Source organism: Pseudogemmobacter sp. TB195, from assembly GCF_058313095.1.
In genome coordinates, this window is record NZ_JBZEGG010000012.1 from 98,693 (window position 1) to 121,621 (window position 22,929).

Annotated in this window: 22 protein-coding genes; 6 read left to right on the forward strand and 16 right to left on the reverse strand. The window is 62.8% G+C overall.

Translation table 11 applies throughout. The features are described 5' to 3' along the window. Positions 1-149: 149 nt before the first annotated feature. Together AC4FS3_RS13770 and infC are read right to left on the reverse strand one after the other, a co-directional pair. Positions 150-3,263: a valine--tRNA ligase gene (locus tag AC4FS3_RS13770; RefSeq protein ID WP_491021042.1), complete on the reverse strand. Its 3,114-nt coding sequence runs from the start codon at positions 3,261-3,263 to the stop codon at positions 150-152. Between the two features lie 262 nt (positions 3,264-3,525). Next, complete coding sequence (gene infC, locus AC4FS3_RS13775) at positions 3,526-4,065, reverse strand: translation initiation factor IF-3 (RefSeq protein WP_198836417.1); 540 nt, start codon at positions 4,063-4,065, stop codon at positions 3,526-3,528. A gap of 324 nt (positions 4,066-4,389) precedes the next feature. Here infC and AC4FS3_RS13780 point away from each other — a divergent pair, with 324 nt between their 5' ends. Then, on the forward strand, positions 4,390-5,067 hold the full coding sequence (locus AC4FS3_RS13780; RefSeq protein ID WP_283177814.1) for a hypothetical protein: 678 nt from the start codon (positions 4,390-4,392) through the stop codon (positions 5,065-5,067). A 180-nt stretch (positions 5,068-5,247) separates the two neighbouring features. On the opposite strand, the gene AC4FS3_RS13785 is transcribed toward AC4FS3_RS13780, so the two are convergent. The 6 genes from AC4FS3_RS13785 to cobA form a co-directional block, all read right to left on the reverse strand. Then, positions 5,248-6,069: a ferredoxin--NADP reductase gene (locus AC4FS3_RS13785; RefSeq protein ID WP_491021043.1), complete on the reverse strand. Its 822-nt coding sequence runs from the start codon at positions 6,067-6,069 to the stop codon at positions 5,248-5,250. A 106-nt stretch (positions 6,070-6,175) separates the two neighbouring features. Continuing rightward, entirely contained in the window at positions 6,176-6,580 is a 405-nt protein-coding gene (locus AC4FS3_RS13790; protein ID WP_491021044.1) for a DUF934 domain-containing protein, read from the reverse strand. Positions 6,581-6,669: 89 nt separating this feature from the next. After that, on the reverse strand, positions 6,670-7,419 hold the full coding sequence (locus AC4FS3_RS13795) for a phosphoadenylyl-sulfate reductase (RefSeq protein ID WP_491021045.1): 750 nt from the start codon (positions 7,417-7,419) through the stop codon (positions 6,670-6,672). Continuing rightward, positions 7,409-9,079 (reverse strand): nitrite/sulfite reductase, encoded by a 1,671-nt coding sequence (locus AC4FS3_RS13800; protein ID WP_491021046.1) that lies wholly within the window; start codon positions 9,077-9,079, stop codon positions 7,409-7,411. The genes AC4FS3_RS13795 and AC4FS3_RS13800 overlap by 11 nt, the downstream gene beginning before the upstream one ends. After that, positions 9,072-9,380 (reverse strand): DUF2849 domain-containing protein, encoded by a 309-nt coding sequence (locus tag AC4FS3_RS13805; RefSeq protein WP_198836328.1) that lies wholly within the window; start codon positions 9,378-9,380, stop codon positions 9,072-9,074. The genes AC4FS3_RS13800 and AC4FS3_RS13805 overlap by 8 nt, the downstream gene beginning before the upstream one ends. Next, entirely contained in the window at positions 9,377-10,150 is a 774-nt protein-coding gene (gene cobA, locus AC4FS3_RS13810; RefSeq protein WP_491021047.1) for a uroporphyrinogen-III C-methyltransferase, read from the reverse strand. Before cobA ends, AC4FS3_RS13805 begins: the two co-directional genes overlap by 4 nt. A 167-nt stretch (positions 10,151-10,317) precedes the next feature. Between cobA and AC4FS3_RS13815 the strand changes: the two genes are divergently transcribed. Next, complete coding sequence (locus AC4FS3_RS13815) at positions 10,318-10,779, forward strand: Lrp/AsnC family transcriptional regulator (RefSeq protein ID WP_092897358.1); 462 nt, start codon at positions 10,318-10,320, stop codon at positions 10,777-10,779. Here the strand turns inward: AC4FS3_RS13815 and AC4FS3_RS13820 are convergent. From AC4FS3_RS13820 to ssb, 5 genes are all read right to left on the reverse strand, one after another. Then, positions 10,776-11,732, reverse strand: a complete 957-nt coding sequence (locus AC4FS3_RS13820) for a DMT family transporter (RefSeq protein ID WP_491021048.1) — start codon at positions 11,730-11,732, stop codon at positions 10,776-10,778. The genes AC4FS3_RS13815 and AC4FS3_RS13820 overlap by 4 nt on opposite strands. 176 nt (positions 11,733-11,908) lie before the next feature. Then, positions 11,909-12,652, reverse strand: a complete 744-nt coding sequence (gene tpiA, locus AC4FS3_RS13825) for a triose-phosphate isomerase (protein WP_491021049.1) — start codon at positions 12,650-12,652, stop codon at positions 11,909-11,911. Positions 12,653-12,805: 153 nt separating this feature from the next. Beyond that, on the reverse strand, positions 12,806-13,177 hold the full coding sequence (locus AC4FS3_RS13830; protein ID WP_491021050.1) for a HesB/IscA family protein: 372 nt from the start codon (positions 13,175-13,177) through the stop codon (positions 12,806-12,808). A 225-nt stretch (positions 13,178-13,402) separates the two neighbouring features. Then, positions 13,403-13,774 carry an SUF system Fe-S cluster assembly protein gene (locus AC4FS3_RS13835; RefSeq protein WP_198836416.1) on the reverse strand — a complete coding sequence of 124 codons (372 nt, stop codon included), beginning with the start codon at positions 13,772-13,774 and terminating at the stop codon, positions 13,403-13,405. A 385-nt stretch (positions 13,775-14,159) separates the two neighbouring features. Further along, a complete protein-coding gene (gene ssb / locus AC4FS3_RS13840; RefSeq protein ID WP_283177820.1) occupies positions 14,160-14,747 on the reverse strand; it encodes a single-stranded DNA-binding protein in 588 nt (195 codons plus the stop codon). A 338-nt stretch (positions 14,748-15,085) separates the two neighbouring features. On the opposite strand from ssb, the gene AC4FS3_RS13845 reads away from it, so the two are divergent. The 4 genes from AC4FS3_RS13845 to AC4FS3_RS13860 all read left to right on the forward strand — a co-directional run bounded on the left by AC4FS3_RS13845 (position 15,086) and on the right by AC4FS3_RS13860 (position 19,287). Further along, the gene (locus tag AC4FS3_RS13845) at positions 15,086-15,727 is read left to right on the forward strand and encodes a lytic transglycosylase domain-containing protein (protein ID WP_283177821.1); all 642 of its coding nucleotides are present in this window, start codon (positions 15,086-15,088) and stop codon (positions 15,725-15,727) included. A gap of 238 nt (positions 15,728-15,965) precedes the next feature. Continuing rightward, entirely contained in the window at positions 15,966-16,619 is a 654-nt protein-coding gene (locus tag AC4FS3_RS13850) for a protein-L-isoaspartate O-methyltransferase family protein (RefSeq protein ID WP_283177822.1), read from the forward strand. A gap of 97 nt (positions 16,620-16,716) precedes the next feature. Next, positions 16,717-18,153 carry a TolC family outer membrane protein gene (locus tag AC4FS3_RS13855; protein ID WP_491021051.1) on the forward strand — a complete coding sequence of 479 codons (1,437 nt, stop codon included), beginning with the start codon at positions 16,717-16,719 and terminating at the stop codon, positions 18,151-18,153. Positions 18,154-18,360: 207 nt separating this feature from the next. Beyond that, on the forward strand, positions 18,361-19,287 hold the full coding sequence (locus tag AC4FS3_RS13860; protein WP_491021052.1) for a hypothetical protein: 927 nt from the start codon (positions 18,361-18,363) through the stop codon (positions 19,285-19,287). Positions 19,288-19,426: 139 nt separating this feature from the next. On the opposite strand, the gene AC4FS3_RS13865 is transcribed toward AC4FS3_RS13860, so the two are convergent. The 3 genes from AC4FS3_RS13865 to AC4FS3_RS13875 all read right to left on the reverse strand — a co-directional run bounded on the left by AC4FS3_RS13865 (position 19,427) and on the right by AC4FS3_RS13875 (position 22,813). Further along, positions 19,427-19,753, reverse strand: a complete 327-nt coding sequence (locus AC4FS3_RS13865; RefSeq protein ID WP_112310018.1) for a DUF6280 family protein — start codon at positions 19,751-19,753, stop codon at positions 19,427-19,429. Positions 19,754-20,152: 399 nt separating this feature from the next. Beyond that, positions 20,153-20,980, reverse strand: a complete 828-nt coding sequence (gene ygfZ, locus AC4FS3_RS13870; RefSeq protein ID WP_491021053.1) for a CAF17-like 4Fe-4S cluster assembly/insertion protein YgfZ — start codon at positions 20,978-20,980, stop codon at positions 20,153-20,155. A gap of 78 nt (positions 20,981-21,058) precedes the next feature. After that, positions 21,059-22,813, reverse strand: coding sequence for an ABC transporter ATP-binding protein (locus tag AC4FS3_RS13875; RefSeq protein ID WP_491021107.1), 1,755 nt, complete (start codon positions 22,811-22,813; stop codon positions 21,059-21,061). Positions 22,814-22,929 lie beyond the last annotated feature (116 nt).

Here is a 22,929-nt window from a genome sequence, read left to right on the forward strand (position 1 = left end):
AGCAGGAAAGACAAGTTTCTCCGCTTTGCCTGAGGTGCGGCTGGTCCTATGCTTTAGCCATCATATTGACCTGCGCGGCACCGGCGGCTTGTGCTAAACCTAAAGCGCGCGCCTGTTTTCAGGCGCGCGCATTGCTGAAATAGCTGAGGTCAGGCCAGTTCAGACAGCCGTTTCAACGCGGTCTCGACCCTGGCGCGCTCGTCCTCGCGCGCTTCCAGATTGGCGCGGGCCTCATCCACCACCTCTTCCGGCGCCGAGGCTGCGAATTTGGGGTTGTCGAGCCGGCCCTTCAGCCCGCCGATCTCTTTCCCGAGCTTCTCCAGCGTCTTCGTCAGTCGCGCCTTTTCTTCGGCAATGTCGATCAGCCCTTCCAGCGGGATCGCGAAACCGGCACCGCCCGCAGCCACCAGGATCGAGCCCTTCGGAGCAGACCCCTCGCTGAAACCCTCGATCCGTGCCATGCGGCGGATCAGCGCCTCATTGCGGCTCCAGGCTTCACGCGCCGCACCCGCGAGGTCGGTCGCGACGATGTCGATTTTCAGCCCCGCCGGCACATGGCATTGCGCGCGGGCCGAACGGATCTCGTCGATCAGCCCGGTGACGAACGACATCTCGGCATCCGCCGCCTGGTCGATCAGGGCCGGGCCATATTCCGGCCAGTCGGTATGAACCAGCAGCTTCTCGCGCGTGCCGGTCGTTGCCCAGAGCTCTTCGGTGATGAAAGGCGTGAACGGATGCAAGAGGATCATGCACTGGTCAAGCACCCAGGCCATGGTCGCGCGGGTCTCTGCGGCGGCGTCACCGTCAAAGAGCGGTTTTGCGAATTCGACATACCAGTCGCAGACCTTGCCCCAGACGAATTTATAAAGCGCGTCTGCCGCCTGATCAAAGCGGAACTCGGCCAGCGCGAGATCAACTTCGGCCAGCGCTTTCGCAGTCTCGCCGATGATCCATTTATTGGCGGTGGCGGTCGCAACCGGCGGCTCAGACTTGGTCGCATGACCTTCCCAGACACCGTTCATCTCGGCGAAGCGGCAGGCATTCCAGAGCTTGGTGCCGAAATTGCGATAGCCCGCGATGCGGTCCTTCGAGAGCTTCAGATCGCGCCCCATCGCCGCCATTGCAGCCAGGGTGAAGCGCACCGCATCGGCGCCGTAATCGGCGATCAGATCCAGCGGATCCAGCACATTGCCCAGCGACTTCGACATCTTCTTGCCCTTCTCGTCGCGGACAAGGGCATGAACATAAACGGTTTTGAACGGCACCTGATCGACCACGGCCAGTTGCATCATCATCATCCGGGCGACCCAGAAGAAGATGATGTCAAAGCCGGTGACCAGGACGCTCGTCGGGAAATAGCGCGCGAGTTCCGGCGTCTGCTCGGGCCAGCCCAGCGTCCCGATCGGCCAGAGCCCCGAGGAGAACCAGGTGTCCAGCACATCGGCATCGCGCCAGACCGGATAGACCAGCTTTGTCGGGTCCTGGCTCAGGTTATATTCCGCCAGCGCCGCCGACAAAGCGGCCTCGGCCGCCTCGCGGTTTTCGACCTCGATGATGCGGGCATGGTTCAGCGGCATTGGCAGCGGTGCCAGAGCGTCCTGGAACTGGCCCGTCACCTCTTCAATCGAAGGGGCGCAGAAATAGACCGGATCCTGGGCATTGAACCCGCCGTCAAAGAGGAAGCGGAACAGCTCCACCTCATCCAGCGCATTGTCGCCCTGATCGTCCTTGAACCCCGCGGGGCGCAGATCGAGACCATACCAGACCGGGATCTGATGCCCCCACCACAGCTGACGCGAGATGCACCAGGGTTCGATATTTTCCAGCCAGTGGAAATACACTTTCGCATCGCGCTCGGGCAGGATCGTGGTCTCGCCATTGCGCACGGCATCCAGCGCCGGGCCGACGATTTTCGAGGTCTCGACGAACCACTGATCGGTCAGCATCGGCTCGATCACCACCTTGGAGCGGTCACCGAAGGGCTGCATGATCTTTTTATTCTCGACCACCGGCACCCGTTCCAGATGCTCGGCATTGGTCTCTTTGTCGATCGACTTCACCAGCTTCGTGACGGCGAGGCCTTCATCATTGATCTCGGCCACCACCAGTTTGCGGGCCTCGTAGCGGTCGAGGCCGCGCAGATGGTCGGGCACCAGGTTGATGCGGTCGACATCGGCCTCGGTGTAACTCGCGCCATCAAGGATCGCTTTGGCGTTTGCGCAGCTTTCCTCATAGGGCAACCCGTCCTCGCGCATCCGGGCGCGGGTATCCATCAGCCGGTAAAGCGGGATGCCATTGCGCTGCGCGACGCCGTAATCGTTGAAATCATGCGCGCCGGTGATCTTCACCGCGCCCGAGCCGAATGTGGGATCCGGGTACATATCGGTGATGATCGGCACCAGACGGCGCTGCGCGCGCGGACCGACCGGGATCTCGCACAGCTTGCCGACAATCGGAGCATAGCGGCTGTCAGAGGGATGCACCGCCACCGCGCCATCGCCGAGCATCGTCTCGGGCCGGGTGGTCGCAATCGAGATATAGTCGCGGGTTTCCGAGAAGGTGACGTTCCCGTCTTCGTTTTTCTCCTCGTAAAGATAGGTCTCGCCGCCGGCGAGCGGATATTTGAAATGCCACATATGGCCGTCGACCTCGGTCTGCTCGACTTCGAGATCAGAGATCGCGGTTTCGAAATGGGGATCCCAGTTCACCAGCCGCTTGCCGCGATAGATCAGGCCCTTGTTATAAAGATCGACAAAGACCTTGATTACGGCATCATGGAAATTGCCATCCTCACCCTCGGGCGCGCCGGGGGCGCCGGACATGGTAAAGGCCTCGCGGTCCCAGTCGCAGGTGGCGCCAAGGCGCATCAGCTGGCCAATGATATTGCTGCGCGACTTCTTCTTCTGCTCCCAGACGAGACCCAGAAACTCCGGGCGCGAAAAATCCGAGCGCCGGCGGTTGGTCTTGGCCAGTTCCCGCTCGACCACCATCTGGGTCGCGATACCGGCATGGTCGGTGCCGGGCTGCCAGAGCGTGTCAAATCCGCGCATCCGGTGCCAGCGCACCAGCACGTCCTGCAAGGTATTGTTGAAGGCATGGCCCATATGCAGGCTGCCGGTGACATTCGGCGGCGGGATGACGACGGAAAAGGCAGGCTTTCCGGGTTTGGCATTGGCTCCGGCGCGGCCGACCTTCTGGTCGATCCACAGATCCATGATCCGGGCCTCGGCTTCCTGAGCGTTGAAGGTCTTTTCCATTGCCATCGCGCGTCCCCTTTTGCTGCAGGGGATTTAGCCAATGCAAAGCGCAAGGGAAAGGGGCAGGGTGCCGCTTAACACCTGATCGGGCCATCTCTGGCTGACGGCGGATGCCTTTTGGGGGGGCCGGTACAAGACGGGGCAGCGCCGTCTTTTGTGCGATCAGGCGCGGGAGATGAGGCCGGAGAGATTGCAAGGGGATCCGCCTCGCAGATATGCAAAACCCCGCCAAAGCGGGGCTTTTACATATCAGGATATCAGGCGCAGGTTATCTCGGCCCGATCATCATCACCATCTGGCGGCCTTCAAGCTTTGGCATGCTCTCGACTTTGCCGGCATCGCCGACATCAGCCGACACGCGGTTCAAAAGCTCAAGCCCAAGCTGCTGGTGCGCCATTTCGCGGCCCCGGAAGCGCAGGGTGACCTTTACCTTGTCGCCTTCTTCAAGGAATTTCAGCACCGAGCGCATCTTGACCTGGTAATCATGCTCATCCGTACCGGGACGGAACTTGATTTCCTTGATCTCGATGATCTTCTGTTTCTTGCGGGCTTCGGCTTCGCGCTTTTGCGTCTCGTATTTGAACTTGCCGAAATCCATGATCTTACAGACCGGCGGCACGGCATTCGGCGAGATCTCGACCAGGTCGAGCCCGGCCTCTTCCGCCAGCGCCATGGCACGCGCCGGAGTGACAACACCGACATTTTCGCCATCTGCGCCGATCAGACGGATTTCGGGCGCGCGGATACGATCGTTTACGCGCGGGCCGGTCTCACGTTGCGGCGGGGCGTTATGGGGTCTGCGTCCTATGGTAGTATTTCCTTCTGAGGTGAAAACCGGTCGCGAACTTACTCCCGAAGGCGCTGGCTTTCAAGCGCCCGGGAGCAGGGAATTCAGGGCCGGCGGGCTGTCCTGAGAAAGAACTGCCGTGATTGCGGCTTTGTGGGCTCCGAGACGCTGCGGTTGTCCGGAGCGGTGGTCGTGATCGGGCGGTTGGGCGCAAATTCGCTGATCGCAGGGCTGAGCGGGATTCTTCCCTTTTTGACTGGCGTTCGGGGCTGAGACTTTTCAATTCGGGCAGATCCTGCCATATCCGGGCAATCCGGGCTGTTTTCCGGCAATGGGAGATTCATCATGAACAGAAGCGTAATCATCGGCGCCATCGTCGTCCTGCTGGCGGCGGGTGGCTACTACCAGTTCAGTTATAAGCCGGCCCAGGAACAAGCCGCAGCGGCAGAGAAGGTGAAAGCCGAAGCTGCGGCCAAGGCCGCAGAAGATGCAAAGCTCGCTGAGGAAGCTGCGAAGAAAGCAGAAGAAGAGGCGGCTGCTGCCGCAGCTGCCACTGCTGCTGCAACCGAAGAAGCCGCCACCGATCTCGGGAATGCTGCAACCGAAGCGGCAGGCGAGGCCGGTGCGGCTGTCGCCGGCGCGGCGGAATCGGCCGCCACTGCTGCGGGCGAGGCCGTTGATGGTGCCGCAACCGCTGTTGGAAATGCTGCAGAAGCCGCTGGCAATGCTGCAACCTCGGCCGGTGAAGCTGTGTCGGAAGCGGTCGAATCCGCCACCACCACAACCGAAACCGCCGTGGAAGGCGCCGCCGCACCCGAAGGCACCGCTGCTCCGGCATCGGATGCGAATGCCGCACTCGATCCGGCCAATTTCGATGCGGATAAGGTGAATGCACTGATCGACGCGTCCTCGCTGGATGCGGCGAGCAAGGGTATTCTGAAAACCGCAGTCGAAAGCGCGAAAGCGAACCCGGCTCTGGTGGCAAGCGTGCTGGCTCAGGTCCGGACTGCACTCGGCCTGTGATTGCAGGGCCATTCCGGTTCAGGCCGAAGGTGTGAAACAGGAAAAACGGCTGCAGGGACGATCCTGCAGCCGTTTTTTTTATTTGGCAGGCCCGGGCTCAGAGCGGAGACAGAGATCAGATATGCAGAAGGCCGCAAGGTGGGATCCCTGCGGCCTTTGCATCTTAACCTGTCTGAGGTGTCAGATCCCGTCGCCCACAAAAGCCTTCTCGACCACGAATTGTTTCGGGTCGGAATTGGCGCCTTCCTCAAGCCCGAAGCTTTCCAGCGTCGCCTTCACATCGACGTTGAACGCGAGCGAGCCACAGACCATCGCGCGGTCTTCTTCCGGGTTGATCTTCGGCAGGCCGAGATCCTCAAAGACCTTGCCCGAGGCGAGGTTATCGGTGATCCGGCCCTTATATTGCGACTCTTCGCGGGTGGTGGTCGGGTAGTAAAGGAGCTTGTCGCCGATCAGCTCGCCGATCAACGGGTCTTCCTTCAGCCCCTCGATCAGCGCGCGGCCATAATCCAGCTCGGCATTCTCGCGGCAGGTATGCATCATGATGACCTGGTCATATTTCTCCCAGGTCTCCGGCTCGCGCAGCAGCGAGGCAAAAGGCGCAAAACCGGTGCCGGTGGCAAGAAACCAGAGCCGCTTGCCCGGAAGCAGCGCGTCATGGACCAGGGTGCCGACGGGTTTCGGGCGCAGAATGATCTGATCGCCCGGCTTCACATGCTGCAGTTTCGAGGTCAGCGGGCCATCGGGCACTTTGATCGAATAAAATTCAAGCTCTTCATCCCAGGCGGGCGAGGCGATGGAATAGGCGCGCAAAAGCGGTTTGCCATTTTCGCCCATCAGCCCGATCATCACAAACTCGCCCGAACGGAACCGCAGCGATTGCGGCCGCGCGACGCGGAAGGAAAACAGCCGGTCGGTCCAGTGTCTCACCGAGGTGACGGTCTGGGCATCGGGCAGATGCGGTTTTGCCGGGCGCTCAGTGGTTGCGGCGGTCTCGGTCATCTCGGGCTCCGTCTCGGGCGCCATCCGGGCGCGGTCTCATTTAAGGCACAAGCGGGGCCGGGGTAAACCGGGCCTCGCTGTGGCATATCTTCGCGTGGCCAATGGATCAGGCGCGCAGGCGGCCCTGGTAATCATGCGCCGTCCAGTTGGCGCGGAATTTCCATTGCTCTTCCGGCTGGCGTTGAGCGAGCTCGTCCGGGATCTCGACCCCGTCAAAGCCGACCCGGCGACACATGGCATATTGATCGGAGATAACGGGCCCGAGTGCAAGCAACTGCCCTTTATAGCCGAGCATCCGGAGCCTGCGCGCGATGGTAAAGGCGCGGCCATCCGAAAAGGCCGGGAAGGCGACCCGGATCAGGGTGAGCCGGTCAAGATGCGGGATCAGTGCCTCGGGACTGTCGGTATTCGACAGATCGACGGCAAGGTCGGTCGCGGTCAGCTCGGCCAAAGCCGGGATCTCGCGGGCGGGGGCCGGGGTGAAACCGGCATCGGTGACAATAATGCTCATGTCTCAGTCCTCTTTTTGCTGACGGTCGGGCAGGGAGCCCGGTTCCTGTACAGGAACCGGACCGATTTCTGTGCAGAAATCGGCGCCGCTCATGCGGCGCTCTCGCTGGTATTGCGCACGGGCTTGCCGCCCGCGAAATGGATGCCGCATTCGGTTTTCTGCTGGCCCCGCCAGCGCCCGGCGCGCGGGTCTTCGCCGGGCTTCACCGGGCTGGTGCAGGGCGCGCAACCGATGGACGGATAGCCTTTCGCGACCAGGGGATGGCGCGGCAGGTTGTTATTGGTGATATAGTCTTCCAGATCCTCGCGCCCCCAATGCGCCAGGGGATTGACCTTGATGCGGAAATCGCCCTCATTCTCGAAGAAATCCAGCGTGCCGCGATCCGAGTTCTGAAAGCGTTTGCGCCCGGTGATCCAGCCGTCAAAGGGTTTCAGCGCGCGTTCCAGCGGCTCGACCTTGCGCACATTGCAGCAGGCATCCGTGCTGTAGAGATGCAGGGTATTATCCGGGTCTTCGAAGTGAAGCCGGCGCGGATTGGCACGGATGGTGCGGATGTCACAAAGATCAAGACGCTCGGCCAGTTCGCGCTGATAATCCAGCGTTTCCTTGAAGAGCATCCGCGTGTCGACGAACAGCACCGGGGTTTCCGGTGCCAGCAGCGATACCAGATGCAAGAGCACGACCGATTCTGCTCCGAAAGATGAGACCAAGGCCACCCGGCCCAGGTCATCATCCTGCAAAGCATGTTCCAGCACATCATGGGCCGAATGGTGTTTGTAGCGCGCGTTCAGCGCGGCCACCCGGTCGGCAACCGGATAGGCGCTCAGGTCACGCGGCATCCTTCGCGTCTCCGCTCTCATAAAGGGCGGCCTTGAAGGGCTCCATCCCGAGGCGACGGAAGGCGTCGAGGAAGCTCTCCTGTGGCCCTTCACGCTCGCTCAGATAGGCGCGCACGATCCGTTCCACCGCCGGCACCACCTGGTCATAGGCAAAGCCCGGGCCGGTCTTGTCGCCGATCGCGGCATCTTCGGCGCCAGACCCGCCGAGGGTGATCTGGTAATTCTCGACCCCCGCCCGATCGAGCCCGAGAATGCCGATATGACCGACATGGTGGTGACCGCAGGCATTGATGCAGCCCGAGATCTTGATCTTCAGCGGCCCGATCTCATGTTCGAGGTCGAGTTCCTTGAACCGCATGGCAATTTCCTGCGCCACCGGGATCGAGCGCGCGGTTGCCAGCGCGCAGTAATCCATACCGGGGCAGGCGATGATATCCGAGATCAGCCCGACATTGGCGGTGGCAATGCCGCCCTGGACGAGCGCTGCATGAAGTGCCGGCAGATCGCCCTTATGGACATGCGGCAGGATCACATTCTGCTCATGGCTGATGCGGATATCGTCATGGCCGAATTTCTCGGCCAGATCCGCAATCAGCTCCATCTGGTCCGAGGTCTGGTCACCCGGCGTCTTGCCCTGTTCCTTCACCGAGATCGTCACGATCGCATATTGATCGTTCTTATGGGCGGCGAGGTTGGTATCGGCCCAGGCCCGGAACACCGGATCTGCCTTGTAGAAATCATCATAGGCGGTCACAGGCGCGTTGCGGAACGCGGGCGGCGCGAAGGCCGCCTGGATATCTTCCAGCAGCGCCTGGTCGGCCCCGCCAAAGAGCGGGCGCAGCTCTTCAAACCGCTCTTCCACCAGCCGGGTGATCTCTTCCTTGCCGGTTTCATGCAGCGTGATCTTGATACGCGCCTTGTATTTATTGTCGCGCCGGCCCAGCACGTTATAGACGCTGAGAACCGCTTCGACATAAGGCAGCAAATCGGCCTCGGGCAGGAATTCGCGCACCACCATGCCGATCAGCGGCGTGCGGCCAAGGCCGCCGCCCACAAGCACGCGGAAACCGATCTCGCCCTGATCGTTCTTCACCAGTTGCAGACCGATGTCATGTGCCCGGATCACCGCGCGGTCATGCGTCGCGCCGGTGATGGCGATCTTGAACTTCCGGGGCAGGAACTGGAATTCCGGGTGATCGGTCGACCACTGGCGCAACAGTTCGGCATAGGCGCGGGGATCGGCGATCTCATCAGCCGCCGCACCCGCGAAATGGTCGGCGGTCACGTTGCGGACGGTGTTTCCGCTCGTCTGGATCGCATGCATGCCGACATCGGCCAGCGCGGTCAGGATCGCAGGAATATCCGGCAGTTTCGGCCAGTTGAACTGGATATTCTGCCGCGTGGTCCAATGGCCGTAACCCTTATCCCAGGTCGCACCGATCTTCGCCAGCTGGCGCATCTTGCGCGCGTTCAGCGTGCCATAGGGAATGGCGACCCGCAGCATATAGGCATGGAGTTGCAGATAGAGCCCGTTCATCAGCCGCAAGGGCCGGAACTCTTCCTCGGTCAGGCTGCCATCGAGACGGCGTTCGACCTGCTGCGAGAACTGCGCCACGCGCTCGCGGACGAAACGCTCATCGAAGTCGGTATAATCATACATGGTCGAGGTCTGCCTGTTTCCCGTGGTGATAGTTCGAGGGGCCGCGCGTGCGGAAGGCCTCACGGAAATGGGTGGGTTCGGGGCCGTTCGGGCCCGGTTTCGCATCTGCAAGATAGGCGCCGACGATCAGCCGCCCCTGCGCATTGGCATGGAGAAGGCGCAACTGGGCATGGGCCTCGTCTTCGATCAGCTCGGCCTCGGCATGGACCAGCGTCCAGCGGTCATCGGCGGTAAGATAGACGACATCCCCTTCGCGCAGGCGATTGGCGGTGACGACTTTCGGGGTAAAGCGGCGGCTCATGCGCGGGCCTCCTCGTGACTGGTCATGGCGGGAATGGCCGCGCGGGGCGCGAGGCCGAAAAGGATAACGGCGGGGCCGGAGCAACAAAGCGCAAGCGCGGGCAGCGTTGCGAGCGTCCCGGCATGGACCCGCTGATCGGCGCGCGAGGCGTTCTCGACCAGGGTGACCGGCGTTTCCGACCCTGCGCCATGCATCAGCAGCCGGCCCTGGATGAAACGGGCCGATTTCTTGCCCATATAGATCGCCGCAACCTCAGAGGCACGGGCGAGACCGCGCCAGTCCTGTTCGGCAAAACCGTCCATGTCATGGCCGGTCAGAATGCGCAGGCTGGCATTGCGGCCCCGCTTTGTCAGGGCCTGGCCGATGGCCGCCGCCGCAACCGGCGCGGTCGAAAGGCCGGGCAGGATGCGAAAGCTGAGGCCAGCAGCCTCCAGCGCCTCGATCTCTTCGTCGAGACGGGCGAAAATTCCCGGATCGCCGCCTTTGAGACGGACGATGCGCGCGCCGGTCTGAGCGGTTTCAACCAGAACCCGGTTGATCGTCGATTGCGCGACCGAAGGGCCAAAGCCCTCTTTGCCAACGTCTATGCGGCGGACATGGGCCGGGATCAGCGCCATCACCTCTTCGCCGACGAGACGGTCATGGATCACCACCTCAGCCGCCTCAAGCGCGCGCAGCACGCCGAGCGTAAGGTGATCGGCCGCGCCCGGGCCAGCCCCCGCGAAGGTCACGGGCGGCAGATCCTTAAGGGGGGCGCTGGCTGTCAACATGGCTTGGATCCTGGCTTTCGGGCAGGTTTGGCGGCGGGGCCGGTTTGCACTGGCAGCAATATAGGACTTTTTCCTCTGAATCGGCCAGATCCCCTTGCAGATAAGGAAGAATGTTCCGATACTCTGGCCTCTGGGAACGCAGTTCTGCGTCAGAGGGGAAATCAGGAATGGCAGCCGCGCTGGACGATCTGGACCGGAAAATCCTGTCCGAACTGCAACAGGATGCAGAGCAGTCGCTGGACGAGATTGCCCGCAAGGTGGGCTCGTCGAAAACACCGGTCTGGAACCGGATCCGGCGCATGAAAGAACAGGGCGTGATCTCGCGCCAGACGGTGATCCTCGATGCCGAGGCCCTCGGGCTTGAGGCCTGTTTTTTCGTGCTGATCCGCACCTCGGAACATGAGGCGGACTGGCAGCGCAAATTCCTCCACGCGCTGCGCGAACGCCCCGAAGTGCTTGAGGCGCATCGGCTGGCGGGGGATATCGATTACATCCTCAAGGTGCGGGTGAAAAACGCCCGTGCCTATGATGAATTCTATCAGGCGCTGATTTCCGAGGTGAAGATTTACAATGTCACCGCGCTTTTAAGCATGGAAGAAATCAAGTCGACCACAGTCCTGCCGGTTTAACGGAAGCGCGGCAGGGGGATGACGCCCTGCGCCACCAGCACCCCAAGCGCGACAAGCCCCGCCGCCCCGGCCTGGAGCCAGTTCCAGGGCGCTGAAAGCCAGAGGAACATGATCAGCATGACGTAAAACGGAGAGGCATTGGTATGCAGCGATGACATGCCGATGCCGATCCTGTTGATCGAGATGATCCATAAAAGCTGACACAGGGCGAGCCCGCCTATGGCGAAAAGGCCGAGCGAGATCACCTCGCGCATTCCCCAAAGGCTGTGATCGGCCAATGGCGCGCCCATGGCGAGATTGGCCCCGGCGATGACCAGCATGGAAATCGCTGCCCCCGCCATGGTCAGCGCGGTGCGCCCGATCAGGGAAAGGGTTGGAAAGCTGGTCACCGTCAGCCGTGAGCCAAGCGTGTAGAGCAGCACCGAGCCGCAGCAAAACAGCGCGCCAAGCGCCACATTGCTGCCTCCGGCGCTGAAATCCAGGGCAAGCAGGCCGCCGGCCATGGAAAGCGTAATTCCGGCAATGAGTTGCAGGCTCAGCCGTCGTCCGTCGAACAGCACCTCCAGCGCGATGGCCACCACCGGCATCGCTGCGGTAATCACCGCCGCCGTCACCGGCCCGCCCGCCGCCTGGCCCATGATCAGACACCAGGCCGCGATCCCGATCAGCGCCCCGACCGCGATCCCGCGCAGCCAGTCCGCCCGCAAAATCGCGCGCGGCCCATCTGCCAGCACCCAGACCGGCAACAGGACCAGCGCCGCGAGGCCGATCCTTACGGCTCCCAGCTGGTCCGAGGGCATGATCGGAATTAGAAACTCTGCCGCCGGCAACCCGGCCGCCCAGACCACCATAGAGATCATGCAGATCAGATGCCCGGACAGAAGCCGGTTCCCCGGCAGATGCTGGCCGGGGATCGGATCGGAAGGCGGGGCAGGGCGCGCGAGACTTGTCATAGGATGAAGGCTGTCACGCGGCAGCTCTGGCCACTGTTCCAGGTGCGACCGGTTCTGGCGCGTTCTGGCCAGCCGGGCTGAAGATGTGTATTTAACTCAGGAGGAAGAGGCTTTGATTTCCTCGTGACAGAAATACGCCCGCCGGAGGCATCCGCAAGTTGTCAAAGGCGCTAAGCTCAGGCAGCCGAAAGCGCGGCAACGATCGCGCCAAAATCTGACGCTTTCAGGCTCGCGCCACCGACCAGGGCACCATGAACATGCGGCACCGCAAAGATTTCGGCGGCGTTCGAGGGTTTGACCGATCCACCATAGAGAAGCCGGATCGCGCCCGCCGCAGTGCCAAAGCGCGCATTCAGGGATCTGGAAATGAAATCATGCACTTCCGCAATCTGCTCAAGTGTAGGCACGCGACCGGTGCCGATGGCCCAGACCGGCTCATAGGCGATCACCGTATTGGCGCCTGTTGCACCATCCGGCACCGAACCTGCCAGCTGCGCGCCGATCACATCGAGGGTCCGCCCGGCATCGCGCTCGCCTTCTGTCTCGCCGAGGCAGATCACCGCAACGAGGCCTGCCTCGCGTGCCGCAAGTGCTTTTTGCGCCACCAGCTGATCGGTTTCCCCATGATCAGCACGGCGTTCGGAATGGCCGAGGATCACATAGGTGGCTCCGGCATCTTTCAGCATCGCGGCAGAGATATCGCCGGTATGCGCGCCCGAGGCGTTCTGGTGGCAATCCTGGCCGCCGACCGAAAGCGCCGTATCCGACGCCAGCACCGCCAGGGGGGTGAGCAGGGTTGCGGGCGGACAGATCAGCATCTCGCAGGCCGGATCGGAATGGAGCGCCAGCAAGGCCCGGATCTCGTCAAGCGAGGCCGAAACGCCGTTCATTTTCCAGTTGCCCGCCGCCAGTCTGCGCATTCGATCTCTCCCTGTTACCGCTCCCATCTGGTCGCAAATTCAGGAGCGTCATGCAATGGGGGCATTGCGGAATGAGGCGCCAGACCGCCGGTCAACACTGCTGGCGCGCGGTCGTCGGACAAGGCAGATCAGGGCAGGCCTGATCCGTGCAGGTCAGATCCGGGACGGGGCCGTGGCCGGTTCGTTAAAGCGGATCGATTCGCCGCAGCCGCAGGCCTCGGACACGTTCGGATTGCGGAACACGAATTTTGATTCCAGCAGGCTGGTCTCGTAATCGATGATGGTGCCGATCAGGAACATCTGCGCCATCGGCGCGATCAGCACCCGCGCGCCGTCCTGTTCGACGATCTCGTCCAGCGGGTTCACCTCTGCGACGTAATCCATTGTATATTCCATACCGGCACAGCCGCCCTTTTTCACGCCGATCCGCAAGCCCTGGCTGCCATCGCGCGCCATCAGGCGGGCGATCTGTTTCGCAGCGGGCGGGGTAATGGAAACGGCGGCTTTGCCGGGGATGCCGAACATGATGGAAATCCTTTGTCTGAGGTAAAGGTAATCCCGCAGGCGCTCTGCTTCAAGAGGGCTGCGCTGTCCTTGCTTTATGGGAGGCCCCTGTGATGCGCTCCGGTCCTGCTTTCGGCTGGTCGCATCGCGATCCGCGCGGGTGCAGCGCCCGGTGCCGCGCGCAGCCGGGATCGCGGTCTGCGCGGCGGATGTGTTTCAGGGGAGAGGCGTCAGGGTGGTGGCCGTTTACATGAAGCCCAGCTCAAGGCGCGCCTCATCAGACATCATTTCCATGCCCCAGGGCGGATCAAAGGTCATCTCGACCTGCACCTCGCGCACGCCGGGCGTGGCCTCAACTGCCTCCTGCACCCAGCCGGGCATCTCGCCCGCGACAGGGCAGCCCGGCGCAGTCAGCGTCATCACAATCCGCACCGCATTCTCGTCATCAATGGCGATGGTATAGACGAGGCCAAGATCGAAAATATTTACCGGAATCTCGGGGTCAAAGACCGTCCGACAGGCATCGGCGACAGCGTCATAGAGCGGGTGATCGACAGAAGAAGGCGCAATCAGTGGGGCGCCTTCGGCGGCGGTCTGATCGGCGGTCGAGGTGGTCATGTCCATCTGCGTGGTCCCGGTCCGGAAAACTTCTGCCATCAATATAGGGATTGCGTGCCCAAGGTCCAGATCCGGTGGGCCGTTTCCTCTCCGGGTGGCCGCGCGGCGAGGCGCGCACCCTTCTTCGCGCTAATGGGGTGCCCGCTTCAAAGATATACCGCGCGCAGTGCGGCACCCCGGATATTGTCCCTAAAGGAACAGGCCTCGCACCATTGCGGGCCGTGCTGAAAAAAAATGCGGCCGCCACCGCAAGGAAGCAGCCGCTGCTTTCAACACCTGTTCAGGGCGGGGAAACTGACGGTGGCGCTCCGTCGCCAGGAAAGAGCTATGTGGCTCCGGAGTTCCGTATGTCCGGTTCCGTGTCTTCGCGTCTTAGTCGCACGGATCAGAACGGGATTTCGTCATCCATATCGGAATTGCCACCCGAAGGGCCGCCATAGCCGCCCCGGCCACCGCCGGAACTGCCGCCCTGGCCACCACCACCCTGGCCACCGCCGCCCTGGGCGCCACCGCCATAGCCACCGCCACCGCCGCCATAGCCGCCGCCCTGGCCGCCGTAATCATCGCCATAGCCGCCCTGCGCGCCGCCGCCGCCACCCGCGCCGCCGCCCTGGCTGTCACCGCGACCGCCCAGCAGCGTCAGATTGCCCGAGAAGGGCCGCAGCACAACCTCGGTCGAATAGCGGTCCTGTCCGGACTGATCCTGCCATTTGCGGGTCTCCAGCGCGCCCTCGATATAGACGGTCGAGCCCTTGCGCAGATATTGTTCGGCGATCTTTGCAAGCGGTTCCGAGAAGATCGCGACCGAATGCCATTCGGTGCGTTCCTTGCGCTCGCCCGTGTTGCGGTCGCGCCAGGTCTCGGAGGTTGCGATCCGCAGGTTGCAGACCTTGCCGCCATTGGGGAAGCTGCGCACCTCGGGGTCGCGGCCGAGATTGCCGATGATGATGACCTTGTTGACCGATCCGGCCATATGCGCCTCCGCTTTGCTGGCTGAGTGACCCCTGAACCTGATGCGGGATCAGGGTTACTATTGTGTTGACGCCCGTATCTAAAGACAGCCGCGCGGCCTCGCAACCGCGCAATGGCGCCGCTGGCTCCGGAAGCAGGGCCAAGGCGGCGGTTGCCCCGGCAGGGCTTGCGGCCCTGATCCTGATTTTTGGCCTGGATCCCGGGCGAATCGCAGCAGTTCTGCCCCGGATCGGCGGGGATTTGCCGGTTTGCCCAGCGGGGGCGGGGATTCCCCGCTGGCCGGATCGGCCCGTCGCGGCTATAGTCGCGCCGGATTTGGTGACTGTGGACGGCTTTCAGATGACCCTTCGGCTGAGTTTCCGGTTCCGGACAGCGCTGGTGCTGAGTGTTTCTTTTGCGATCGCAACGGGTGGGTTTACCGGCACTGTCGCCGCGGAACCGCTGAAACTCCATGGCTCCAGCAAGTCGCGCAATGCGGTGTTCGAATCGCAGACCGCATTGCTGGATGGCAAGCTCGCGAAGCAATATTCGGGCTCGGTCAAACTCACGCCGAACCATAAGGCGGGTAAGGATGGCGAGGTCGCCTCGGCCGAGGCAGTCCCGCGCTATAGTGGCCGCTACAAGGGCGAGCATCTCGAACATGCGAAGACCGTGGCCCGCAAACATGGTGTGCCGGAGGATCTGTTCCTGCGGCTCGTGCAGCAGGAAAGCGGCTGGAATGCCCGCGCGGTCAGCCATAAGGGCGCCACCGGCCTTGCGCAGCTGATGCCGGGAACGGCAAAGCTGCTTGGTGTCGATATTGACGACCCGAAACAAAATCTCGAGGGCGGCGCGCGCTATCTCAAGATGATGCACGCGAAATTCGGCTCATGGAAGCTGGCGCTTGCCGCCTATAATGCCGGCCCGGCGGCGGTTGAAAAGCATGGCGGCGTGCCGCCCTTTGCCGAAACCAAAGCCTATGTGAAGGCGATTCTCGGCTGATCCCGGCAATGCTCAGGACGCAGGCGCGGTTGCCGCAGCGCAGAGGCGGTCTCTGCGGCACAGGGACTGCCATTGTCTCCTCCTTGTCACGACGGAAAATTTCGCCTGCGGCGTTTACACAACAGGCTTTTAAACACTGGCAAAATTGCGCTTTCCAGGGCAAAAGACTGCAGAGCCGGCGTTGCTTTCGGGTGGCGTTGCAGGCATTCAGATACAGAACTAAACCGCAGGGTTCAGAATGAGCGACTTCGCATCCCTCCGCATGACGATGGTGGACACCCAGATCCGGCCTTCCGACGTCACCAGGTTCCCCATTATTGATGCGATGCTGCATGTTCCGCGTGAGAATTATGTGCCGCCGTCGAAACGGGATGCCGCCTATATCGGCGCCAATCTCGATCTCGGCAGCGGTCGCGCTTTGCTCGATCCGCGCACCTTCGCCAAAATGATCGAGACGCTGGATATCCTGCCTTCGGATCTTGTGCTCGATATCGGGGCGGGATTTGGCTATTCGACGGCGCTGCTGGCACGGCTGGCGCAGACGGTCGTGGCGCTTGAGGAAGACGAGGCCATGGCCGAGGAGGCCGGGCGCATTCTGGCCGCCGATGGCGTCGATAATGCCGTTGTGGTCAAGGGCAGCTTGACCGGCGGCGCGGCGAAATACGCACCCTATGATGCGATCGTGGTCGGGGGCGGCATTGAAGAGCTGCCCGAGGCGATTGCCTCTCAGCTGAAAGAAGGTGGCCGCATCGTTGCCGTGGTGATGACCGGCGCGCTTGGAACCGTGAAATACGGGCTCAAGACCGATGGCCGCATCGACTGGCGCTATGCCTTCAACGCCTCCGCACCGGTCCTGCCGGGATTTGCCAAAGAAAAGACTTTCACGCTTTGACGGGCCGCCACCGACAGACGGGCACCCTCTGACAGGTTGAACGGAATAGTGCCCTGGGCCCTGGCCCGGGACTTGCGAGCAGACAGGACAGAACAAGATGCGCAACTGGCTCAAGGTGATGACGATCAGCATGGCGGCAGCAGTGGTTGCGCTGCCGGCAAGGGCCGAGACCCTGGCCGATGCGCTGATCGCGGCCTATCGCAATTCTAACCTTATGCAGCAAAACCAGGCGGTGCTGCGCGCCGCCGATGAGGATGCCGCGATTGCCATGTCTGCGCTGCGTCCGGTTGTGGCCTATGCCGTGCGCGCCGGGTCAAGCTATTCCCATACGGATGGCTTTGGCGCCAGCGGCTTTCTGGGCACGGGACCGGTTATTCCCACGTCAAGCTGGTCGAAGAATTTCAACGCGACCTTTGAACTCAGCGTCTCGCTGACGCTGATGGATTTCGGCCGCCGCGCCATCGCGCTGGAAATCGCGCGTGAAAACGTGATGGCGACTCGCCAGGCGCTGGTTTCCGTTGAACAGGATGTGCTGCTGGCGGCGGTCCGGGCCTATGTGCAGGTGCGGCTCCAGCTTGAGATCGTGGCGCTGCGCCAGTCGAATCTGCGGCTGATCACCCAGGAACTCCGTGCAGCCCAGGACCGGTTCGAAGTGGGCGAGATCACCCGCACCGATGTCTCGATTGCCGAAGCCGCATTGGCGGCCTCGCGCGCCAATCTGGCGGCAGCCGAGGGCGATCTGAAAGTCGCCCGCGAGACTTACAAGGCCGCGACCGGCGCCTATCCGGGCACGCTTGCGCCGCTGCCGAAAAGCCCCGCGATCGGCAAGTCGATGGAGGAAGCGCGCCGCGTCGCCGTCAGCACCCATCCGACGATCCGCCAGTCGCAGCACACGGTCAAGGCGTCGGATCTGAACGTCTCTCTGGCAGAAGCCGCGATGAAACCGGTGCTTGGCCTTTCGGCCGGGATCACCGGCAGCCGCACCGAAGCCGATGGGCTGCTGCGCGATTCCGATACTCTCGGCGGCAGCGTTGGTCTCAATCTGAGCCAGACAATCTATGCCGGCGGCGAGTATTCGGCGCGCTATCGCAAGGCGGTCGCCCAGAAGGAAGGCGCGCGCGCCGGCCTGCACCAGACGGTGGTGATCATCGAGCAGAATGTCGGCACGCTCTGGGCGATGTTTGAGGTCTATAATGCCTCGATCGAGGCCTCGCGCCAGCAGATCGTGGCGGCTCAGGCGGCGTTTGACGGGGTGCGCGAAGAGGCGGCTCTGGGCGCGCGGACCACGCTTGATGTGCTGGATGCCGAGCAGGATCTGCTGAACGCCCGTGCCTCGCGGCTCGAATCCGAGGCGAACCGGTATTACGCGGTCTATCAGATCCTTGCGGGCATGGGGCTTCTGACAGTCGAACATCTCAATCTCGGGATCCCGACCTATGACCCGGCGGCCTATTACAACGCGGTGAGAAATGCGCCGACCACCTCGGTTCAGGGCAAGAAGCTCGACCGGATCCTGAAGCGCGGCAATAACTGAGCCACCGCAACTGAGCCACGGCGCCCGAAGGGCTGCCGGGAACAGTCAGGGGACGTTCAGCTGAACTGCTGCGGGCCGGAATGCGCAAGGCGTTCCGGCCTTTTGCTTATCCGCCGCTCCGGGTTGCGATCTCGCGGCCTTCCTTGTCTGCGGGCCAAACTGGCAGTAGACTGATCGCCAAGAAAAGTCAGTGACGGGCAGGGCAACATGTCGGAACCACTTACATCGCATGAGATCGAGGATGTTCTGTCCTCGATTCGTCGTCTGGTATCCGCAGATCTGCGACCGGCAGTGAAGGCGCCTGAAAGTACTGGCCCGGCTGAAAAGCTCTTGCTGACCCCCTCGTTGCGTATTGTCGAGGCCCAGGTGACACCGGTCGTTGCGAAGGCCCTCTCAGCCGCGCCAGTCGCAGCCTCGGAGCCGGTGACAGCCAGCCAGGAGGTCGCGGCAATACCCGACCCTGACGCTGACGACAGCGAGGCGCCGATGGCGGTGGTTGGCGATGAAGAGATCCTCGTTTTCTTTGGCGAGGCGGCGCCGCTCGGGCGATCCTATGGCGGTGAGGACTATGATGATGCCGGCCTGTCTGAGGGCGGCACGGGGTTGAGGGTGGTGCTCGACAGCCGTCCGGCGCTGACGGATGATCCCGAACCAACCGCGGCAGACGGCGTGCTGAGGCTTGAGCAGCCGATCCCGGCCAGGGTCGCCACCATTCCCGAAGTGGATTGGGGCCAGGGCAGCGACGCCTGGGATGGATCACAGGCGCCGGCGGCCCGGTCGCCCGCGCCACAGCCGCGCCGCGAAACCTCGGACGAGCCGTTGGCCAGGGCCTGGGCAGACCGCGCCGAGGCCCGGATCAGAGAAGAGCTTACCCAGCCCGAAGCAGCCCCGCGATTTGCGGCTGCGGCAGAGGCCCGGCCCCCTGTCGTTGCGGTCTCGTCAGATGACCTGACGCAGGATGACGACAGTGACGCAGATGAAGCCTGGATTGACGAAGAGACGCTGCGCGACCTCGTCACGGACATCATCCGCAAGGAACTCGCCGGCACGCTTGGAGAGCGGATCACCCGCAATGTGCGCAAATTGGTGCGGCTGGAAGTCAACCGCGCGCTGTCGACCCGGGATTTTGAATAACACGCTCTGAATCCGCTCAGGGGCGCGGACCAATCCGCCGCAGCGACCACAGATGGTTGAAAACAAAAAGCGCCCCGCAAGGGCGCTTTTTGTTTCAGGTCTGTCTTTACGGGATTGTTCCGGGGCAGAGACGCCTTGATCAGGCCGCTTCGGCCTGATCCGCTTCGAGGGCCGCACGGCGTTCGGATTCTTCGCGGCTGAGCGCGACCGAGGTGCGGATCCCTTTGGCGACGAATTCCATCAGCCCTTTGACGACGCGTTCATTCGGGTCGATACCCGCACAGGACAGCACTTCACGTCCGTCACGCGACCGCGCCCAGCGGGCGATCTGTTCCGGGCCATTGCCATATTTCTTGTCATCGGCAATGGCATCATCCAGAGCCGCAAGAACAACAGCGGCAAAAAGCTTACGAGCGCGCTGACCCTGCTCGAAATTGAAAGCCGTACTATCGATTGAATCGAGCATCACGCACATCCTTGGTCGTTTTTTGATCTTGCCTGGCCGCCTGCCGCTTGTAACGCCTTGATTACGATTCGGGCAGCCCTGTTTGGAATGCCCGTCATGCGAAATACGCATAGCTAAGAACAATGGCCACATAATCTGGGTGTCAGGCAGGGGGGGCACCGCCGAAATATGGGCTTTGGGAGAAATTTTTCAAGCGCAGGCCGCAATCACCCCGCAGGTTTCAGCGGAATATCGGCTTGCCGTTGACAGAAAAAAATGTCTCCGCCCGATTTCCGGGCAGAGGTCTGCGCGAAAACTGGTCGATTCTGCAATCACAGGCCGAAACCGGCGGTGGGGCCGGCTGACCATCCGCGCGTAAAATCATCTGAAGCGCCGGTTTTCAGCCTGACGCCTTACGGCTCAGCTTTCGGCGCGCAGCTTTGCAGACCCGGCGCTCAGCTCGCCTGCCATCCGGTCGAACCGCATATAGGCCAGGGCCTTGCCTTCCGCCGAAGTGCCAATCTGGCCGGCCTCGCGCCCGTCAGGAAGCGTGATCGGTGTGCCGGGGGCGGCCTCGCCCTCGACCTGGAGCCGCACGAGGCCCTTGCGCAGCTCGGTCTTGTGTTTCATCCGCGCGGTGACCTCCTGGCCAACATAGCAGCCCTTGCGGAAATCGACGCCATGCAGCCGCTCAAAGGCCTGTTCCAGAATGAAGGTCTCATTCGGGCGCAGCTCATTGGGATATTCCGGAATGAGATGCGCAAGGCGGATCGCGTTCCAGTCTGTCAGGTCCGGGGTAGCAGGGGCCGGGGCCTCAGCTTCCGGCGTGGTCGGCGCCTGTGACAGGGCGGCGTCGCTGTAAAGCCGCCAGCCAAGCGCCGCGTGGCGCGGATCTGCCAGCGCAGCTTCCGGCGCGGTGCCGGTTCCCCGCGACAGGGCCAGATCGCTTTCGCCGATCGTCACCACCGCACGCAGTTTGTAAAGCGTCAGCAGCCGCTGCACCTGCGGTGCCAGCTCTGCGTCGATATCGAGGAAGATCAGCCCTTCGGGGTCTTCTTTGCGGCGAACCAGAAAGAAATCGGCGATATATTTTCCCTGCGGCGTCAGCAGCGCGGCCCAGACGAGGCCCGGCCCTTTCTGCAATGGCAAGACATCGTTGGTCACCAGACCCTGGAGGAAGGGAACCGCGTCCTTACCCTCAATCCGCAGGATTTTGCGGGGGCGCTGTGCAACGGCGGTCTCGGTCATGATCTGTTCCGGTTTCTCTGGTCGCTCTGGGGTCAATATGGGGCTTGCGGGCTGGCGCGGAAAGGGCGCGGGCGCCGGTCAGTCGCGAAATTGCAGCGCATAGAGCCGCGCATATTGGCCGCCGGCGGCGATCAGCGCGTCATGGGTGCCTTCCTCGATCACGCGACCCTGGTCGAGCACCACGATATGATCGGCCTCGCGCACCGTGGCGAGGCGATGCGCGATCACCAGCGTCGTGCGCCCGGCCTGGGCCCGCGCGAGCGCCCCGGTCACCGCGCGCTCGGATGCGGTGTCCAGCGCCGAGGTTGCCTCATCCAGCAGCAGGATCGGTGCATCCGCGAGCAGCGCGCGCGCTATCGCGACCCGCTGGCGTTGTCCGCCCGAGAGCGCCGAGCCGCGCGGGCCGGCGAGGCTGTCGAGCCCATCGGGCAGCCGGGCGAGGAATTCGCTTACCCTGGCGTCATCAAGCACATGGTCAAGCCGGGTCTCGGAGATGCCGTTGCGGCCAAGGATCAGGTTCTCGCGCAGCGTCTCGTCAAAGAGCGCGGCCTCCTGGCTGACGGCGGCAATGAGACTGCGCTGATCGGTCAGGCTCATGCCACTGGCATCGGCGCCGCCGATCAGGATGCGGCCCTGCTGCGGGTCGGCCAGTGCGGTCAGAAGGTGGAAGATGGTCGATTTTCCCGCCCCCGACGCGCCGACCAGCGCGGTGACGCGGCCGGCTTTGGCGGTAAAGCTCAGCCCGTTCAGGACCGGTGTCTCTTCATAGCCGAAGCTAACATTTTCCAGCCGGATCTCGGGCGGCAGGGCCTCGGGCAGGGCGCGGCTGACCGTGGGGCGGCTGGTATTCGGCTCGGTGTCGAAAAGCCCGTAGATCCGTTCCAGAGAGGCCAGCGCGATCTGGCGCTGCCCCGCGATCTCCGAAAGTTTGCGGATCGGCTGGAAGGTCAGGGCCATCGCGGTGAAAAAGGCCATGAATTCGCCAGTGGTGCGGGTGCCCTCGACCACTTGCGTCCCGCCAAAGATCAGCACTGCGAAAAAGCCGATCCCGGTGACGATATCGACCAGCGCCGGCATGGTGGACCGCCCCAGCGTCGATTTGATCTCGGCGCGGCGGATCCGGTTGACGATGCCCGAAAAACGGCTGGTCTGGTAATCTTCCATCCGGTTCAGCTTGACCTGCTGGATGCCGTGGAAGATTTCGTCGAGCCGCGTGGCGCGCAGCCCGGATTCGACCCGCATCTGACGTGTCTTGCGCCGGACATAGCGTTGCAGCGCCATGGCGGGCAGCAGCAAAAGCGGTGTGCCGATCAAAGCGACCAGCGTCCATTGCACATCGATCATCAGCGCCACAACAAAAAGCCCGATCAGCGAGACGAGGTCGCGCCCGATCCCGGCGATCACCAGCTGCGTCGTGGTCTGGGCTGCGATTGTGTCGCCCTGAACACGCTCGATCAGCGATCCGGGCGGGTTTTTCTGGTAGAAATTGCCGTCCAGCGTCAGCAAATGGCGCACAAGCGCGACCTGCATCTCGGTCGCATTGGTGAAATTCACCAGAGCCAGCAGCCAGCGCCCGAGGATCGAGGTCAGCGCCCGGAAGAGGAAGAGCGCAAGGATGCCCAGCCCGACCCAGATCAGCGCCGTTTCGGAACGCGAGGCGAAAACATCGTCAAACAGCGGCTCAAGCGTCGCCGAAAGCAGGCCGAGCGTCGAGCCTTCCAGCGCCGAGACCAGCAGGGCCAGCAGCATCAGCCCGGCGCGGCGTTTCAGGAAATCGCGCCAGAAGCGGCGAAAGAGCTGGTCGCGCTGTTCCGGCGGCACCACCGCCGGCATCGGAACGTCAAGGCTATGGGCAGCGGCGGGGACGACCTGCCCGGGGGCGATCTGCTCTGGAACGGGGGTCATGGGGCGGTGCCTCTCAATTGCCGTTTGCGGCGTCTGGCAGCGCG